Origin of the sequence: Pseudomonas sp. IPO3749 (assembly GCF_013386605.1) — a bacterium.
Lineage (GTDB): Bacteria > Pseudomonadota > Gammaproteobacteria > Pseudomonadales > Pseudomonadaceae > Aquipseudomonas > Aquipseudomonas azotoformans_A.
Genome location: NZ_JACARN010000030.1, coordinates 53,620 through 72,193 on the forward strand (window position 1 = coordinate 53,620; position 18,574 = coordinate 72,193).

General features: G+C 61.8%; 16 protein-coding genes. 11 read left to right on the plus strand and 5 right to left on the minus strand.

The window, feature by feature from the left end; genetic code table 11:
- Positions 1-100 precede the first annotated feature (100 nt).
- Positions 101-1,438, plus strand: a complete 1,338-nt coding sequence (locus HX812_RS13350; RefSeq protein WP_038844727.1) for an MATE family efflux transporter — start codon at positions 101-103, stop codon at positions 1,436-1,438.
- On the opposite strand, the gene HX812_RS13355 is transcribed toward HX812_RS13350, so the two are convergent.
- The 5 genes from HX812_RS13355 to HX812_RS13375 all read right to left on the minus strand — a co-directional run bounded on the left by HX812_RS13355 (position 1,383) and on the right by HX812_RS13375 (position 6,502).
- Positions 1,383-2,276, minus strand: a complete 894-nt coding sequence (locus HX812_RS13355; RefSeq protein ID WP_038844725.1) for an alpha/beta hydrolase — start codon at positions 2,274-2,276, stop codon at positions 1,383-1,385. The two genes, HX812_RS13350 and HX812_RS13355, sit on opposite strands and share 56 nt — an antisense overlap.
- Positions 2,277-2,374: 98 nt before the next feature.
- Positions 2,375-4,288 carry an arginine decarboxylase gene (speA, locus tag HX812_RS13360; protein WP_033897339.1) on the minus strand — a complete coding sequence of 638 codons (1,914 nt, stop codon included), beginning with the start codon at positions 4,286-4,288 and terminating at the stop codon, positions 2,375-2,377.
- Positions 4,289-4,431: 143 nt separating this feature from the next.
- Entirely contained in the window at positions 4,432-4,803 is a 372-nt protein-coding gene (locus HX812_RS13365; protein WP_012722004.1) for a translation initiation factor Sui1, read from the minus strand.
- Between the two features lie 182 nt (positions 4,804-4,985).
- Positions 4,986-5,522: an NUDIX hydrolase gene (locus HX812_RS13370; RefSeq protein WP_038844722.1), complete on the minus strand. Its 537-nt coding sequence runs from the start codon at positions 5,520-5,522 to the stop codon at positions 4,986-4,988.
- A 2-nt stretch (positions 5,523-5,524) separates the two neighbouring features.
- On the minus strand, positions 5,525-6,502 hold the full coding sequence (locus HX812_RS13375) for a DUF2333 family protein (RefSeq protein WP_370468598.1): 978 nt from the start codon (positions 6,500-6,502) through the stop codon (positions 5,525-5,527).
- A 324-nt stretch (positions 6,503-6,826) separates the two neighbouring features.
- On the opposite strand from HX812_RS13375, the gene HX812_RS13380 reads away from it, so the two are divergent.
- The 10 genes from HX812_RS13380 (at position 6,827) to purH (ending at position 18,574) form a co-directional block, all read left to right on the plus strand.
- Positions 6,827-8,497, plus strand: a complete 1,671-nt coding sequence (locus HX812_RS13380) for a PleD family two-component system response regulator (protein ID WP_038844720.1) — start codon at positions 6,827-6,829, stop codon at positions 8,495-8,497.
- Positions 8,498-9,468: 971 nt separating this feature from the next.
- Entirely contained in the window at positions 9,469-10,512 is a 1,044-nt protein-coding gene (locus HX812_RS32405; RefSeq protein WP_371318430.1) for a methyl-accepting chemotaxis protein, read from the plus strand.
- 145 nt (positions 10,513-10,657) lie between these two features.
- On the plus strand, positions 10,658-11,113 hold the full coding sequence (gene aroQ, locus HX812_RS13390) for a type II 3-dehydroquinate dehydratase (RefSeq protein WP_010213488.1): 456 nt from the start codon (positions 10,658-10,660) through the stop codon (positions 11,111-11,113).
- Positions 11,114-11,137: 24 nt separating this feature from the next.
- Positions 11,138-11,599, plus strand: a complete 462-nt coding sequence (gene accB, locus HX812_RS13395; protein WP_017136744.1) for an acetyl-CoA carboxylase biotin carboxyl carrier protein — start codon at positions 11,138-11,140, stop codon at positions 11,597-11,599.
- Between the two features lie 17 nt (positions 11,600-11,616).
- A complete protein-coding gene (gene accC, locus HX812_RS13400; RefSeq protein WP_010213490.1) occupies positions 11,617-12,978 on the plus strand; it encodes an acetyl-CoA carboxylase biotin carboxylase subunit in 1,362 nt (453 codons plus the stop codon).
- A 249-nt stretch (positions 12,979-13,227) separates the two neighbouring features.
- Positions 13,228-14,106 (plus strand): 50S ribosomal protein L11 methyltransferase, encoded by an 879-nt coding sequence (gene prmA / locus HX812_RS13405; RefSeq protein ID WP_038844717.1) that lies wholly within the window; start codon positions 13,228-13,230, stop codon positions 14,104-14,106.
- 30 nt (positions 14,107-14,136) lie between these two features.
- Entirely contained in the window at positions 14,137-15,369 is a 1,233-nt protein-coding gene (locus HX812_RS13410) for a DUF3426 domain-containing protein (RefSeq protein WP_038844716.1), read from the plus strand.
- Positions 15,370-15,554: 185 nt separating this feature from the next.
- On the plus strand, positions 15,555-16,568 hold the full coding sequence (dusB, locus tag HX812_RS13415; RefSeq protein WP_038844715.1) for a tRNA dihydrouridine synthase DusB: 1,014 nt from the start codon (positions 15,555-15,557) through the stop codon (positions 16,566-16,568).
- On the plus strand, positions 16,565-16,885 hold the full coding sequence (gene fis / locus HX812_RS13420) for a DNA-binding transcriptional regulator Fis (RefSeq protein ID WP_002555375.1): 321 nt from the start codon (positions 16,565-16,567) through the stop codon (positions 16,883-16,885). The genes dusB and fis overlap by 4 nt, the downstream gene beginning before the upstream one ends.
- Before the next feature lie 81 nt (positions 16,886-16,966).
- Positions 16,967-18,574: a bifunctional phosphoribosylaminoimidazolecarboxamide formyltransferase/IMP cyclohydrolase gene (gene purH / locus HX812_RS13425; protein ID WP_038844713.1), complete on the plus strand. Its 1,608-nt coding sequence runs from the start codon at positions 16,967-16,969 to the stop codon at positions 18,572-18,574.

An 18,574-nucleotide genomic window follows, 5' to 3' on the forward strand; every position in this document is an offset into this window, starting at 1 on the left:
GACCGACGGAGGGTGGTTTGGTTCTGAGGTCATCCTTGATCAAGTCAAATCCCACAGCCAAGGGCAGCCAGTTACAATGCCGCTCCCCCAAGGAGCCTGCATGCCCACCTTACTCACCGACTGGCGCCATCGCCTCACCCACCGCCGCGTCTGGGCCCTGGCCGCGCCGATGATCCTGTCGAATATCTCGGTGCCGTTGGTGGCGCTGGTGGACAGCATGGTCATCGGCCACCTGCCCCACGCCCACCAGTTGGGCGCCGTGGCCGTCGGCGCCAGCCTGTACACCTTCCTCGCCTGGGCCATGGGTTTCCTGCGCATGGGTTCCACCGGTTTCGCCGCCCAGGCTGCCGGGCGCAATGACGGGGCGGCGCTGCGGCAGATCCTGCTGCAAGGCCTGCTGCTCGCACTGGGACTGGCGATGCTCTTGGGCACGGTGGGCATTCCGCTGAGCCATCTGGCCTTGGAGTGGATGCAGCCCTCTCCCGAACTCAATCAACTGACCCAGGATTTTTTCCACACCCGCCTGTTCGGCCTGCCCGCCGCATTGGCCAGCTACGCATTGGTCGGCTGGTTTCTCGGTACACAAAATGCGCGGGCGCCGTTGGCGATCCTGCTGACCACCAACCTGGTCAACATCGCGTTGAACCTGTGGTTCGTCCTCGGCCTGGATTGGGGCGTGGTCGGTTCGGCGCGTGCGTCCGTGGTGGCGGAATGGACCGGCGCTTTGCTCGGCCTGGCGATGACGCAGAAAGCCCTGCGCGCCTACCCCGGCCATATTGCCTGGGCCGCACTCAAACTGTGGGAGAGCTGGCGCCCGCTACTGGCGGTCAACCGAGACATTTTCATCCGCAGCCTCGCGCTGCAATCGGTGTTTTTCATGATCACGGTGCAGGGCGCGCGACTGGGCGATGCCACCGTGGCCGCCAATGCGCTGCTGCTCAACGGCCTGTTGCTGGCCGCCCACGCCTTGGATGGATTGGCCCACGCGGTGGAAGCCCTGTGCGGGCATGCCATCGGCGCCCACGACCGCCAGGCCCTGCGTCGCTCATTGGTGGTGGCCGGCGGTTGGTCGTTGATCGCGAGCATCGGCTTTGCGCTGCTGTTCACCGTGGCCGGCCACCTGTTTATCGCCATGCAGACCGACATCCCCAGCGTGCGCGAAACCGCCGACGTCTACCTGCCTTACCTGGCGATACTGCCGTTGATTGCGGTGTGGAGCTACTTGCTCGACGGCCTGTTCATCGGCGCCACCCGCGCGCGGGAGATGCGCAATGGCATGCTGCTGACCGTCTTGCTGACACTGCCCTTCGCCTGGGCGTTGCAGGGTTTGGGCAACCACGGGCTGTGGATAACCTTCCTTCTATTTATGGCCCTGCGCAGCCTTACCTTGTGGGCGATTGCCTGGCGCTTGAACCGGCAGGACCAGTGGCTTGGATAAAGGCTGTGACGCGGTCCAGTACCGGCGCCAACCAACGCAAAGGTCTGGCGATCGCCCCCACCAGCGTCTGGTGGTTGGTCTTGCCGAAATAGACTTCCTCCACCGGCACACCCGTCGCCCGTAATTGCTGGGCCAGCCCGCCGGTGTTGCGTTTGGGGTTGACGAGCTTGTCATCCGTCGACGCGATCAAGAGGCTGGGCGGTGCGTCACGGCTGACGTGGTTGATCGGCTGGGAATCCGGCGGTGAATCCGGGAAGAAAAACACCGGTTTCACGTCAGGGTTTTCAATCGGCAGAAAGTCATAGGGCCCCGCCAGGCCGATCCAGCCTTTAAAGATTGACGGCGTCAGGCCAACCTCTTTCAACCAACGCGCATCCAGCGCCAGCATCGACGCGTTATAGGCGCCGGAGCTATGCCCCATGACATAGAGCTGTTGGGGATCACCACCGTATTGGGCGATGTGTTGATAGGTCCAGGCAACGGCGTGGGCGTTGTCTTGGAGGAAGGCGGGATAACGCACTTGCGGGTAAAGCCGGTAATCGGCGATCACTACCACGACGCCGCGTGAGGCCAGGGCTTCGCCAACGAAACCGTAGTCGCTCCTGGATCCGCTGTTCCAGCTGCCGCCGTAGAAAAACACCACGACTGGAGCATTGGAGATAGCCGGGGCAGGTCGGTAGATATCGAGCTTTTGCCGGGGATCATCGCCATAGGCGATGGCTGAAGTTTTGGTGAAGGTGTTGGAGGGGGTGAGTGCGTTGAGCACTTTGATCGGGGAGCAGGCCGCAAGGCATGCCGCGACAACCAGGGTGAACGCTTGCAAGAATACTCTCGACATCGCCAACCCCTTATACGTGTGAAGACAGACTAATGTGGTGAGCGGGCTTGCCCCGCGCGAGGCAAGCTCGCTCACCACAAAGACCGAGTTCTACGCGGTTACGAGGACAGGTACGAAGAACGCGTCAGGCCCAGACGCAACGCATCCAGGAACTGGGTACGCTCCGAAGCACTGATCTTCGCGCTCGCGCATTTGTCACGGTAATGCGTCATCAACTCCTCCGGCGACAAGTGCACATAGCGCAGCATGTCTTCGATGGTGTCGTGGGTCTCGATACCGGCGCTGTACACCGAACCGTCTTCACGCTGGTAGATGTTCACCGAGTCGGTGTCACCGAACAGGTTGTGCATGTCGCCGAGGATTTCCTGGTAAGCCCCGACCAGGAAGATACCCAGCAAGTAGTCCTCACCTTCGTTCAAACCGTGCACCGGCAGGCTGGTCTCGATGGACTGCTCGTCGACGTACTGCTTGATCTTGCCGTCGGAGTCGCAGGTCAGGTCTTGCAGCACGGCGCGGCGCAGCGGCTCTTCGTCGAGGCGATGCAGCGGAAGGATCGGCAAGACCTGGCCGATGGCCCAGGTGTCCGGCAGGCTCTGGAACACCGAGAAGTTGCAGATGTACTTGTCGGCCAGCTTGTCGTTGAGCTCGTCCAGCACCTGGCGGTGCGAGCGCTGGCGGGCCTTGAGCGAGTTGTGCAGGCGGCGGCACACGGCGAAGTAGCACTGTTCGGCGAGGGCTTTCTCGGCCAGGGTCAGTTTGCCGTCGGCGTACTGGGTGGCCACGTCGCTCATGTAGTGCGTTGCACGCCAGTAGGTTTCGGTGACCATCTCGATGTCGGTCGGGCCGAGCAGGTCCACCAGCCACTGCACGGTTTCCGGCAGGGCTTCTTTATTCTCGATCACCGGAATTTCGTCGTTGTGTTTCTCGACGTCGGTGACCTGCACCACCAGCATGGCGTGGTGGGCGGTCAGGGAACGGCCGCTTTCGGAGAAGATGTTCGGGTGCGGCAGGCTCTGCGCGTCGCAGAATTCCTTGAGCATGCCCACGACCACGCCGGCGTAGTCGTCCATGTCGTAGTTGATCGAGCTGGCGTTACGCGAGTGTGTACCGTCGTAGTCCACGCCCAGGCCACCGCCGACGTCGATGTGGTCCACCGGCAGGCCAAGGTTGCGCAGCTCGCCGTAGTAACGGATGGCTTCCTTGAACCCGTGCTGGTAGTCCGCCAGGTTGGCGATCTGCGAGCCCATGTGGAAGTGCAGCAGGCGGATGCCCTGGTCCAGGCCGGCCGCGCGGAAGCGCTCGACCACCGACAACAGTTGCGCCGCCGACAGGCCGAACTTGGATTTCTCGCCGCCGGTGTCCGCCCACTTACTCGATGCCAGCGACGACAAACGCACGCGCAGGCCAACCTGTGGCTTGACCTTGAGGCTGGCGGCTTCTTCGATCACCAGTTCAACTTCGGATTCTTTCTCGATCACGATGAATACGTTGTGGCCGAGCTTCTGGCCCATCAGCGCGAGGCGGATGAACTCACGGTCTTTGTAACCGTTGCAAACGATGGTGCCGCCCTTCGGCGCCAGGGCCAACACGGCCAGCAGCTCGGGCTTGGAGCCGGCTTCCAGGCCGATGGACACGTTCTGGGTGGCGATGATGTTCTCGATCACCGCTTCTTGCTGGTTCACCTTGATCGGGTACAGCGCGGTGTACTTGCTCTGGTATTCCAGGCGCTCGATGTTGGCATCGAAGGCGCCGGTCAGTTGGCGTACACGGTCTTGCAGGATGTCGGGGAAGCGCACCAGCAGCGGCAACGACAGGCCGCTCTTGCGCAGCTCATCGACCTGTTCGTACAGGTCGACCGGCGTGCTGTTCGGGCCGTTCGGACGGACTTCAACGCGACCGGCATCATTGATCGCGAAATACCCGGCCCCCCAATGGCGAATCCCGTAAACACTGCGGCTGTCCGCAACTGTCCATTGGCTGCCATCGTCTTTGCGTGTGCGTCGTACGGACATCGAAGTCCCCTATAAATGAAGTCGAAGGCACCGCCCCTATCTGAGGCTGGCGCAGTCTAAAGAATGAAAATGACGATTTGCCTGCGTGCAAGGTAGGACCCCACGCGCAGGACAGAGTTTAGACACAGGTCGGGAAGAGGCTTTCAGCCGCCGGACTTCTTGGCCTTGTACCCGAGCTTGATCAGCTCGGCCAACAGCAACTCGACGTGATCGCCCTGGATCTCGATGACGCCGTCTTTCAACGCGCCTCCGGTGCCACAGCGTTTTTTCAGCGTCGTGGCCAGTTCCTTCAGGGCTTCTTCGGCCAACGGCACGCCGGTGATGGTGGTCACCGTCTTGCCGCCACGGCCTTTGCTCTCGCGGCGTACGCGGGCAATACCATCGCCTTCAGGGATCAGGGTCTGTTTGCAGGTACACGAATCCACGGGCTGACGACAGTCCGGGCAGTGTCGACCTGCGTCGGTGGAAAATACCAGGCCACCAAGGGCGGCGAAGGATGCGGCTTTTTTGGCCACCGGCAATCCTCTTGGGAGGATGAAGACTGATCGGCACCCGCAAAGCGGTGAACCGACCGCGAAGCCCCACTCAGGCAGGGGCAGCGCTACCGGACCGCCAAGGCGGTTCGGGTGAAAAGTCGCGCAGTGTAACCACAAAAAGCCGACTTGCTAAGAGTCAAATGGCGCCAATTTATGCAACTTTAGCGACGCGAGGCCAGATAACGCCGCAACCCTTCCTGGGCATCCGGGCAGTAAGGCTTTTGCCCAGCTTCTTGCAGGACTGTTTCAAGGGGTAAAAAGCGCGCCTCCATGACCTCTTCCGGCTGTAGGCGCAGTGGCCCGTCCCAGACAGCAGAGTAGGAAGTGCACCAGAGACGGCTTTCGCCATCTTCGAAGTAGAAGTGGTCATGTTCGACCAATTCCACGCCACCGACACCCAACTCCTCTTCCAGCTCGCGCGCTGCCGACACGGCATACGACTCTCCCTGCGCCACCATGCCGCCCGCCGCCGTGTCCCAGAAACCGGGGTACAACGCCTTGCTCAGGGTGCGCCGATGCACACACAGCTCACCCTTGGAGTTGAACAGGAATATGAAGGTGCAACGGCCAATCAGGCCGCGCTGGCGAAGGTCGGACCGCACGAGATGACCGAGCAGGTGGTCCTGCTCGTCGACCCAGCAGATCAGTTCAGCATCGGAAGCCGCGCGGTGTGCGGCCTCCTTTTGAGTAGCGTCCATCATCAACCCTGGTTGAGGAGCTGACGCAAGTCGATCACTGCAGCGTTTGCCCGGGAAATGTAGTTGGCCATCACCAGCGAATGGTTCGCCAGTACCCCGAAGCCACTGCCGTTAAGAATCATAGGACTCCAAACCGGTTCTTGCGAGGCTTCCAGCTCACGAATGATCTGGCGCACGCTGACCGTGGCGTTCTTCTTGGCCAGTACATCGGCAAAATCGACTTCAATGGCGCGCAGCAAGTGCGACAACGCCCAAGCCTGGCCACGGGCTTCGTAGAACACGTTGTCGATCTGCATCCATGGGGTTTCCACCACTTCTTCATCGACCTGCGGCACTTCACCCGGCGCCAGGGCTTCGGTTTTCAGTGCGGTGTTCAGTTTCACCCGGCCGACGCTGGCCGACAGGCGTTGCGACAACGAACCCAAGCGCGTAGCGACGTCGCCCAGCCAGTTGTTCAGGTTGTCGGCACGCGCATAGAACAGCGCGCCGCGCTGGTTCGGGTCGGACAGGCGTGCTTCGTAGCGGCTCAGGGAATTGATGCCTTCCTGGTATTCCGACTCACTGGATGGCAGCACCCAGCTCTTGTTGTCGAAGTTGAAGCGTGGCTCGGCCTTGGCCAAGTCCGCGTCTTCGGCTGACTGCGACTGCGAGCGGGCGAAGTCTTTACGCAGGGCGCGGGTCAGGTCGCGCACCTGCACCAGCACGCCGTATTCCCAGCTCGGCATGTTGTCCATCCACAGGCCCGGCGGGAAGCGGTCGTTGGAGATGTAGCCACCGGGCTTGTTCAGCAAGGTGCCGACCACGGTCTTGAGGGTTTCGACGGTGGTGTAGCCCACCACCATCTGCTTGCCTTCCTTCTCGGCGGCCAGCTGCGCATTTTGCTGCACCGGAAACAGCGCCGGCTCTTCGCTCCAGTACCAGCCCAGGGCGCCGGTGACCAACAGGTACAGGCCGAGCACGCTGAGCACGGCGCGGCTCATCAGCACGGTACGAAAATAGCCGCGGTTGGCCGACTTGGGCTCAGGCGCGGGGCCTTTGGCGCTGCCTGCACGGTTTTTCCAGTCCAGCATGGCGATATCCTTTCAATCACTTGAGTTCAGGGCGTACGTTCAAACACTCCGACCATAACCCTACCGCATCGTGCCCACCCGTGCGGGGCTTTTTACCGTGCGCGACCACCCAGTCAGCAACTGAATACTACCCAGACGCAGTTTATTGACGTATGACACTCATCCTATGGAAAAGAGGTGCTAGCATAGAGCCATCAGTCGACCTCAGCATGCACCCTAACTAGTAGTCAGGATATGACCGAGCCAGAAGACCCCAGCCGTGAGCGTCTCAAGCAGCATTTTGCCCAGCGGGTAATTCATCAGGCACGTCAAATTCTTGAGATCTGGCAGCGCCTGCAACGCAGCGAATGGTCCGGCGCCGACCTCTCGGAACTCAGCGAAGCCAATTTGCGCCTGCTGCGTTTTGCCGAGCGCTTCGAACAGCCGGAGCACAGCCAGTTGGCGCGACACATCGGCGACTCCCTCAGGGCGGTGGACGAGAACCGTGGCCGCCTGAGCAGCCACCTGATCACCGAACTCAACCGCTTGATGCAGCGCCTGTCCCGCACCGGCCTGCGCCAGGGCGACCAGCTCGAACAAACCTTCCTGCCGCCGATGCGCAAGCCGATCTACGTGATGCTGGCCGATCACGACCGCGCCGAGCGCCTGGCCAAGCAGCTGGAATTCTTTGGCATGAGCGCTCAGTCCCTCGACAGCGTGGCGGCATTTCGCGCGTCGATGGCCGAGCGCCTGCCTTCGGCGATTGTGATGGACGTAGACTTCTGCGGCGCCGGTCTGGGCCTCAAGCTCGCCGCCGAAGCCCAGGAAGGCCTGGAGCAAAAGCTGCCGCTGCTGTTTTTCAGCCTGCACGAAACCGATACCCCGACCCGCCTCGCCGCCGTACGCGCTGGTGGCCAGGAATTCCTCACCGGCACGCTGGAAGCCTCCAGCCTGCTGGAAAAGATCGAAGTGCTGACCTGCGTCGCCCAGTACGAACCGTATAAAGTGCTGATCATCGACGATTCGCGGGCCCAGGCGCTGCACACCGAGCGCCTGCTCAACAGCGCCGGCATTGTCACCCGCACGCTGATCGAACCGATCCAGGCCATGGCCGAGCTGGCGGATTTCCAGCCCGACCTGATCATCCTCGACATGTACATGCCCGCCTGTACCGGCACGGAACTGGCCAAGGTCATCCGCCACAACGATCGTTATGTGAGCGTGCCGATCATTTACCTGTCGGCCGAAGACGACCTGGACAAACAGTTGGACGCCATGAGCGAAGGCGGTGACGACTTCCTCACCAAGCCGATCAAGCCGCGCCACCTGATCACCACCGTGCGCAACCGCGCGGCCCGCGCACGCAACCTCAAGGCGCGGATGGTGCGCGACAGCCTGACTGGCCTGTACAACCACACCCATATCCTGCAATTGCTCGAAGACTGCAGCTTCCGCGCGCGCCGCGAGAACAAGCCGCTGAGCTTTGCCATGCTCGATATCGACCACTTCAAGCGGGTCAACGACAGCCACGGCCATCCCATGGGCGACCGTGTGATCAAGAGCCTGGCGCTGTTTCTCAAGCAGCGCCTGCGCAAGACTGACTATATAGGGCGCTACGGCGGCGAAGAGTTCGCCATTGTGATGCCCGATACCGACCTGGAAGCCGCGTGCAAGGTGCTAGACGAGATCCGTTGCCGCTTCGCCGAAATCCACTACCCCGCCCAGCCCCAGGATCTGTGGTGCACCTTCAGCGCTGGCCTGGTGGAGCTGCATGATGGCTGCGACAGCCTGATGATGGCGGCCCAGGCAGACGAGGCGCTGTACCGCGCCAAGGACGCGGGACGCAACCGCGTGCAAGCCGCGCGCACGTCAAAGCAAAGTGCCATCTTTTCACCGGAATTCACTGATTCGGTCATAACCCTGTAACGAAAACGCAATAACTTCAGGCACTTATCTTTTGCCGTCGGTTGAAACCCCGCATGCGCCTGAAGCTGCTGACCAATCTCAACACCCTCCTACTGGTGGCCGTATGCCTGGCGCTGGGCGCGACCCTGTGGTGGTCGCAACGCGCGCTGGAACGGCCGTATTTGCTGATGGAACGCTACCTGGGTTTGTCCCAGGCTTTCCAGAACCAGGCCGCGCGCAATATCGACGACTACTTGGCCAGCGGCGACGCCCTGCGCTTGAGCAGTGCCAGCCAGAGCCTGGAAAGCCTGTTGCAGCATTTGGATGAGTTGCCGGCGGACCTCGCGCAAAACCTGCGCCCGAGCCTGGTGGACCTGGATGCGTTCAGCAAGACCGACTTGCTGGCGGCCGGCAAACTGGCGGGCGACCCGCAAGCCCTGTTGCTGCAGGCCGAGCGCGAATTGGGCGCGAACCTGGAGCAGTTGAGCCAGTACGCCATTGGCGTGAATACCCCGGAGGCCGCCCGTTATCTACCGCCCTTGCTGGCCGCGTCACAACACCTGGGCAAACTGTCCCTGGCCCGCGACAAATTGGTAAGCAGTGGGCGCGCAGAGCTGGCCAATGACGTTGAGCGCGAAGTCGGCAACATTCGCAGTCAAGCCGATGCGCTGGAACAGCTGCCGTTGCTGGGTGTGAAAGCCAGCGCCGAATCCAGCGCCGACGACTTTTCCGCACTGATGGGCCTGGAGAACACCGAGAAAACCGAAGCCCAGGACACAGGCGTCGACCTCAAGCGCGAACTCAACAGCCTGCTCACCCGCTACCCCGCCGAACTCAAGCGCACCCGCGAACAGATCCAGCAACGCACCGACCTGGCCGCCAAGACCCACCAGAAAATCGACACCGTGCAGCAAGCCATCGCCGGTCTGGAACCCGTGGTGCGCGCGCAGCACGGCAAGATCCAGAGCGAAGTGCGTCTGATGCAAGGCGTGATGATCGGCCTGATCCTGCTGATCGCGCTGCTGATCGACACCCTGCAACGCCGCCTGGCGCGGGTGCTGACCAACCTGGCACCGGCCCTGTCGACCTGGGCCGAGGGCGATTTCAGCCAGCCGATTGCCTTGGGCAAGACCAACCGCGAGCTGCACGACATCGAAGCCTCCCTGAACCGCCTGCGGGCTTATCTGGTGGATTTGGTCGGCACTATTCGCGGCAATGCCGAGGAAGTCGCCGGCAGCAGCCGTGCGCTGGCCGAACTGAGCAGCGGCCTGCACGATGGCGCCGAACGCCAGGCCGGGGATACCGCGCAGATCCGTGATTCGCTGGGTGAGCTGGAAGCGACCATCCAGCAAGTGGCGGGCGATGCCAGCCAGGCGGCGGGTGCCAGTCGCAGTGCTGGCCAGGCAGTGGAGCAAGGCCAACGCGTGATCGGCCTGAGCCTGACCGGGCTGCATGCCCTGGTGGGTGAAGTGCAGCAAAACGCACAGATGATCGAAAAACTCGCCGAAGAATCCGCCACCATCGGCGGCGTGCTGACGGTGATCCGCTCGATTGCCGACCAGACCAACCTGCTCGCCCTCAACGCCGCCATCGAGGCCGCTCGCGCCGGTGAAGCCGGACGTGGTTTCGCCGTGGTCGCCGACGAAGTCCGCTCCCTGGCCCAACGCACCGCCGGCGCCACCGCAGAGATCCAGACCCTGATCGCCGGCCTGCAAAGCGCCGCCCATCAATCGGTGCAAGGCATGCGTGCCCAGGTCGAACACGCCGAAGCCACCGCCCAGCAAGCCCAGGCGGCGGACGGCGCGCTGGATGAAATCGTCGGGGCTATCCAGACCATTTCCGACACCGCCGTGCGCATCGCCGATGTGACGGCACAGCAGAGTGGCGCCGTCAGTGAGATTCGCGACAACAGCGAGCGGATTCACCAATTGGGTGAGGATAACTTGCTGCGAATCGGCCAAGGCCGCAGCCAAGGTGAGCACTTGCTGGTGCTGGGTGGGCAGCTCAACACCGCCGTGCAGGCGTTTCGTGTGTAACTGACCGAATCCGGCCTCACAGTCACAAATTTCGCGCTATCCTCGCTAATCGTGCTGCCTACTGCATAGAACTGGACAGTCACAAAGGCTTTGCGGCATAGTCGCCGGGTTCTGCCGTACCCACATCAATAACAAGGAACAGCCGATGGCGACCTTACTGGTTCTTCACGGACCCAACCTGAACCTGCTCGGCACCCGTGAACCGGGCGTCTACGGGGCAGTCACCCTGGACCAGATCAACCTCGACCTGGAACGCAGGGCGCGTGAAGCCGGCCACCATCTGCTCTACCTGCAAAGCAATGCCGAGTACGAATTGATTGATCGCATCCATGCCGCGCGTGGCGAAGGCGTGGACTTTATCCTGATCAATCCCGCCGCTTTTACACACACAAGCGTTGCATTACGTGACGCATTGCTGGCGGTGAGCATCCCATTCATCGAAGTGCATTTGTCGAACGTGCACAAACGCGAAGCTTTCCGCCATCACTCCTACTTCTCCGACGTAGCGGTAGGTGTGATCTGCGGCCTTGGCGCCAGCGGTTACCGACTGGCCCTGGAGGCCGCCCTGGAACAACTTGAACAACCGGCCAAGCGCCCCTGACCGACCCTTGGGAGTTGATGATTCATGGATATCCGTAAAGTTAAGAAACTGATCGAACTGCTGGAAGAATCCGGTATCGACGAGCTGGAAATCAAGGAAGGCGAAGAGTCCGTACGGATCAGCCGCCACAGCAAGACCCCGGCCCAGCAGTTCTACGCGCCACAGATGCAAGCACCGGCGCCGGCTGCTGCTCCAGCCGCCGCACCTGCTGCTGCCGCTGCACCTGCCGCTCCAGCTGCTCCTGCGCTGAACGGTTTCGTGGTCAAGTCGCCAATGGTCGGTACCTTCTACCGCACCCCGGCACCGACCTCGCCTGCCTTCGTTGAAGTCGGCGCAACCGTGAAAGTGGGCGACACCATCTGCATCGTTGAAGCGATGAAGATGATGAACCACATCACTGCGGAAAAAGCCGGCGTCATCGAATCCATCCTGGTAGAAAACGGTCAGCCGGTTGAGTACGACCAGCCGCTGTTCACCATCGTTTGAACCGCGGAGCGCCTTCGATGTTGAAACCTGCGAAGAAACTGCAAAAAGTCCTGATCGCCAACCGCGGCGAGATCGCGCTGCGTATCCTGCGCGCCTGTAAGGAAGAGGGCATCAAGACCGTCGCTGTTTACTCGACGGCCGATACCGAATTGATGCACGTGAAACTGGCGGACGAAAGCATCTGCATCGGCCCGCCACTGGCCACGAACTCGTACCTGAAAGTCTCGAACATCATCGCGGCCGCGGAAGTGACCGGCGCTGATGGCATCCACCCTGGCTACGGCTTCCTCGCGGAAAACGCCGACTTCGCCGAACAGGTGGAAAAATCCGGGTTTGCCTTCATCGGCCCGAAAGCCGAAACCATTCGCCTGATGGGTGACAAGGTTTCGGCCAAGGACGCCATGATCGCGGCCGGCGTGCCAACCGTTCCAGGTTCCGACGGCCCGCTGCCGGAAGACGAGGAAACCGCCCTGCGCATTGGTCGCGAAGTCGGCTACCCGGTGATCATCAAGGCCGCCGGTGGCGGTGGTGGTCGCGGCATGCGCGTGGTGCACAAGGAAGAAGACCTGATCGAAGCGGCCAAGCAGACTCGCTCCGAGGCGGGCGCCTGGTTCGGCAACCCGATGGTCTACCTGGAGAAGTACCTGACCAACCCACGTCACGTGGAAGTGCAGGTGCTGTCCGACGGTCAAGGCCACGCCATCCACTTGGGCGACCGCGATTGCTCGCTGCAACGTCGTCACCAGAAGGTTCTGGAAGAAGCACCAGCACCGGGCCTGGATGAAAAAGCGCGCCAGGAAGTACTGGCTCGTTGCGTCAAGGCGTGCATCGACATCAACTACCGTGGCGCGGGCACTTTCGAGTTCCTGTACGAGAACGGTCGTTTCTACTTCATCGAGATGAACACTCGTGTGCAGGTAGAGCATCCGGTGTCGGAGATGGTCACCGGTATCGACATCGTCAAGGAGATGCTCAGCATCGCCGCCGGCAACCCGCTGTCCTTCACCCAGGACGACGTGAAGATGCACGGCCACTCCCTGGAGTGCCGCATCAACGCCGAAGACCCGAAAACCTTTATCCCAAGCCCTGGCCTGGTCAAGCATTTCCACGCGCCCGGCGGCAACGGCGTACGTGTGGATTCGCACCTGTACAGCGGCTACAAGGTTCCGTCCAACTACGACTCGCTGATCGGCAAGCTGATCACCTGGGGCGCCACCCGCGACGAGGCCATGGCCCGTATGCGCAACGCCCTGGACGAAATCGTGGTCGACGGCATCAAGACCAACATCCCGCTGCACCGGGACCTGGTCCGCGATGAAGGCTTCTGCGAAGGTGGTGTGAACATTCACTACCTGGAACACAAGCTGGCTAACCAGTAAGTGCTCCACCCAACAAAGCCGCCTTCGGGCGGTTTTGTTGTTTTTGGCCGCCGATAACTCAAAGGCCACTGTGGCGAGGGAGCTTGCTCCCGCTGGACTGCGCAGCAGTCCCATTCTTTTAAACAGAGCGGGGCCGCTTCGCGCCCCAGCGGGAGCAAGCTCCCTCGCCACACACTCCGCTCTCGCGTAAACTCCCGCGCTTTCGCGACAGATGTAGTCGCACATTCAATTTTTTCAAAGGTGCCCGCCATGCCTTGGCTGCAAGTCCGTCTCGCCATCAGCCCAGAACAAGCCGAAACCTACGAAGACGCTTTCCTCGAAGTAGGCGCCGTCTCGGTGACCTTCATGGACGCCGAAGACCAGCCGATCTTCGAACCTGAACTCAACACTACCCCGCTGTGGTCCCACACCCACTTGCTGGCCCTGTTCGAAGACGGCACCGATGCCGCCGCCGTGCTGGCCCATATGGAGTTGCTCACCGGCGGCCCGCTGCCGGAGCATCACAGCGAAGTCATCGAAGACCAGGACTGGGAACGCAGCTGGATGGACAACTTCCAGCCGATGCGCTTCGGCCAGCGCCTGTGGATCGTGCCGAGCTGGCACGCCGCGCCTGAGCCAGACGCGGTCAACCTGCTGCTCGACCCAGGCCTGGCGTTCGGCACCGGCACTCACCCCACTACCGCGCTGTGCCTGGAATGGCTGGACGGCCAGGACCTGACCGACAGCCACGTGCTGGACTTCGGCTGCGGCTCGGGGATCCTGGCGATCGCTGCGCTGTTGCTGGGCGCCAAGGAAGCTGTGGGCACCGACATCGACGTGCAGGCCCTGGAAGCCTCCCGCGATAACGCCGGGCGCAACAATGTCCCTGAAGGCAAATTCCCACTGTATTTGCCTGAAGACCTGCCCCAGGTGCAGGCCGACGTGCTGGTGGCCAACATCCTCGCAGGCCCCTTGGTGTCCCTGGCGCCGCAGCTGTCGAGCCTGGTCAAGCCGGGCGGACGCCTGGCGCTGTCGGGCATCCTGGCCGAGCAAGGCGAAGACGTCGCTGCCGCCTACGCCAAGGATTTCGAGCTGGACCCGATCGCCAACCGCGATGGCTGGGTACGCATCAGCGGTCGTCGGCGCTAGAATGAGCGCTTGCCTGAATCGGATAGCCGCATGACCGACAGTTTCGTCACCCAGTGCCCGCACTGCCAAGCACGCTTTCGCGTCAACCACGCTCAATTGAGCGTGGCCCGTGGCGTGGTGCGCTGCGGCTCGTGCCTGCAAGTGTTCAATGCCGCTCGCCAGTTGCTGGAGCAGCGCGACCAGGTGTCCGCGCCTGAACCGCAAGTGCCAGACGTGCCGGTAGAGGTGACGCTTGAGCCAGCGCGAGCCATCAGCCAGAAGCAGTGGACTGCCGAAGAGCTGGACCTGGACAACCTGGACCTGGACGAAGAACTGGCCAAGCTGGAACGCCGCGAGATTCAGCACACGTTGCCGATGGGCGCAGATCGTCGCCAGCCCGGCACTGACCGCCGCCAAAAGGAAGAATCCTTCAGCGCCAGCCGCGACACGGTCAAGGCCGAAGAGGAAAAATGGGCAGCGAGCCTGTTCAGCGAGCCGCCTGAAGAGCGCCTCCACGTCACAGAGGACGAACCGGAACCTGCGATTCAGCAGCGCACCGAACCCTCCATGTCGTTCCACACCGACGATATCGACGATGAGCCGCCACTGCGTTCAACGCCCGACGATGACGACATCGACCCGCCGTTTACGCCGCTGACCCAATCGGCCGATGACGTAGAACCCGAAGAACGCCCCAAACCCCGTCGCAAGCGCTCGCGCGCCGAAACGAGCGTGCAAGACGACCAACTGCTGGACCTCGAAGACGACCCGCTGCACCTCTACGCGCAAAAACGCCCGTCGGGCTGGGGCCGCCGGCTGATCTGGCTATTGCTGGTCCTGATCGCCGCCGCCGGTCTGGCAGGCCAGTACATTGCCTATCAATTCGACGACCTGGCCCGCCAGGACGCCTATCGCCCGTGGTTCCAGCAACTGTGCCCCACACTGGGCTGCACGGTGCCATCACGGGTCGATATCGCCCACATCAAGAGCAGCAACCTGGTGGTGCGCAGCCACCCGGATTTCGCCGGGGCACTGGTGGTGGACGCGATCATCTATAACCGCGCGACCTTCTCCCAGCCCTTTCCGCTGCTGGAGCTGCGGTTTGCCGATTTGAATGGCAGCCTGATTGCCAGTCGTCGCTTCAAGCCCGCCGAATACCTCAGCGGTGAGTTGGCCGGTGTTAGCGAAATGCCATCGCAAACCCCGATCCATATCTCCCTGGACATCCTCGATCCCGGCAACAAAGCCGTGAATTACAGCCTGAGCTTTCACTCGCCCGAGTGAATCGGTGCATGGGTTGAGATTTGACGGCAGGTTATTGACTTTGCCCTGCGCAACCAAACCGGTGGCGATAAAGAAATAACTGTTCAGATTTTATCCAATTCAGCCTTTATCCAGTCATCGAGAGCGGGTATCATGCCAACCCTTTTTCGAACTCTAATGATCCGGCCCCACAACAGGGAAGTCCTATGTCGGCGGTACGCATCGGCCCATATACATTGCAGAACGGCTTGATCCTCGCCCCGATGGCGGGGGTTACCGACCAGCCCTTTCGTCAGCTGTGCAAGCGTTTGGGCGCAGGTCTTGTAGTCTCGGAAATGGTCACCAGCGACATGAGCTTGTGGAACACCCGCAAATCGCGGATGCGCATGATCCACGAAGGTGATCCCGAGCCGCGCTCGGTACAGATCGCCGGTGGCGATGCACAGATGCTGGCGGATGCGGCCCGGGCCAATGTGGAGTTGGGGGCGCAGATCATCGACATCAACATGGGCTGCCCGGCCAAGAAGGTCTGCAACAAGGCCGCCGGTTCCGCCCTGTTGAAAGATGAGCAATTGGTTGCCGAGATCCTGCAGGCCGTTGTCGCCGCAGTGGATGTGCCGGTCACCCTGAAGATCCGTACCGGCTGGGACCGGGACAACAAGAACGGCCTGACGGTGGCGAAGATCGCCGAACAGGCAGGCATTTCAGCGCTGGCGGTGCATGGCCGCACCCGCGCCGACCTTTACACAGGTGAAGCCGAGTACGACACCATCGCCGCGATCAAGCAGGCGGTGTCGATGCCGGTGTTTGCCAATGGCGACATCGACTCCGCCGAGAAAGCCCGGCGCGTGCTGCACGCGACCGGCGCCGATGGCTTGTTGATTGGCCGGGCTGCCCAGGGGCGGCCGTGGATTTTTCGTGAGATCGAGCATTTTCTGCGTACCGGTGAAGTGTTGCCGGCACCGGAGCTGATCGAGGTGGAACGTATTCTGCTAGAGCATCTGGCCGCCCTGCACGCCTTCTATGGAGACGTGATGGGAGTACGCATTGCTCGCAAGCATGTCGGCTGGTATCTCGCAACCCTGCCGGGCGCCAGGGAGTTTCGCGCCCACTTCAATCGTTTGGATGATACGGAAGCACAGTGCGCCAACGTTCGTGAGTTTTTCAGCGAGCGTTACAAGAGCCTGGGGACAGGGGACGGAGAGGGGGTGGCCGCATGACGATGATGACCGAGACTTTAGTGAGTGGAACAACACCCGTGAGCGACAACGTCAATTTGAAACAGCACCTCAACACGCCGAGCGAAGAAGGCCAGACCCTTCGCGGGAGTGTCGAGAAGGCGCTGCACAATTATTTCGCCCACCTTGAGGGCGCTTCCGTCACGGACGTGTACAACCTGGTGCTCTCCGAAGTCGAGGCGCCCTTGCTCGAAAGCGTGATGAACTACGTCAAGGGCAACCAGACCAAAGCCAGTGAGCTGCTGGGCCTCAACCGTGGCACCTTGCGCAAAAAGCTCAAGCAATACGATTTGCTGTAAGCATTCAATCAAACCAGAAAGGCGCCCGCGTAAAACCGGTCGCCTTTTTTGCTGACTCCTTTGCTTTTGATGGAAATTGAAATGACCGACCAGACTACCCGCCTGCCGATCCGCCGCGCCTTGATCAGCGTTTCCGACAAGACCGGCATCCTCGAATTTGCCCGGGAGCTGGAAGCCCTGGGCGTGGAAATCCTCTCCACGGGCGGGACCTTCAAACTGCTGCAGGACAACGGCGTGGCCGCAGTGGAAGTGGCGGACTACACCGGTTTCGCAGAAATGATGGACGGTCGGGTCAAGACCCTGCACCCGAAAATCCACGGCGGCATCCTCGGCCGTCGCGGCACCGACGACGCGATCATGGCCGAGCACGGCATCAAGCCGATCGACCTGGTGGCCGTTAACCTCTACCCGTTCGAAGCCACCATCAGCAAGCCAGGCTGCGACCTGCCGACCGCCATCGAAAACATCGATATCGGCGGCCCGACCATGGTGCGCTCGGCGGCCAAGAACCACAAAGACGTGGCCATCGTGGTCAACGCCAGCGATTACGCCAACGTGCTGGAAAGCCTTAAAGCCGGTGGCCTGACCTACGCCCAGCGCTTCGACCTGATGCTCAAGGCCTTCGAACACACCGCCGCCTACGACGGCATGATCGCCAACTACATGGGCACTGTTAACCAGACGGCTGAAACCCTGTCGACCGAAGGCCGCAGCCAATTCCCGCGCACCTTCAACAGCCAGTTCATCAAGGCCCAGGAAATGCGCTACGGCGAGAACCCGCACCAGAGCGCGGCGTTCTACGTGGAAGCCAAGCCGGCCGAAGTGGGCATCGCCACCGCGACCCAGCTGCAAGGCAAGGAGCTGTCCTACAACAACGTGGCCGACACCGACGCCGCGCTGGAGTGTGTGAAGAGCTTCGTCAAGCCAGCCTGTGTGATCGTCAAGCACGCCAACCCGTGCGGCGTGGCGGTGAGCCCGGACGCTGAAGGCGGTATCCGCCAAGCGTACGAACTGGCCTACGCCACCGACACCGAGTCGGCGTTCGGCGGCATCATCGCCTTCAACCGTGAGCTGGATGCCGAGACCGCCAAGGCGATCGTTGAGCGTCAGTTCGTTGAAGTGATCATCGCCCCAAGCGTCAGCGAGGAAGCCCGCGCCATCGTGGCGGCCAAAGCCAACGTGCGCCTGCTGGCCTGCGGCGAATGGTCGGCTGAACGCGCCGCTGCCTGGGACTACAAGCGCGTCAACGGCGGCTTGCTGGTACAGAGCCGCGACATCGGCATGATCGGCAGCGAAGACCTGAAAGTGGTGACCCAGCGCGCGCCGACCGAGCAAGAGATCAACGACCTGATCTTCGCCTGGAAAGTGGCTAAATACGTTAAATCCAACGCCATCGTCTACGCCAAGAACCGCCAGACTATCGGTGTCGGCGCCGGCCAGATGAGCCGCGTGAACTCGGCGCGTATCGCCGCGATCAAGGCTGAACATGCTGGTTTGCAAGTGGTGGGTTCGGTGATGGCTTCCGACGCATTTTTCCCGTTCCGCGACGGCCTGGACAACGCCGCGAAAGCTGGCGTGACCGCCGTGATCCAACCGGGTGGCTCGATGCGTGATGCAGAAGTCATCGCCGCCGCTGATGAAGCCGGCATCGCCATGGTCTTCACCGGCATGCGCCACTTCCGCCACTGA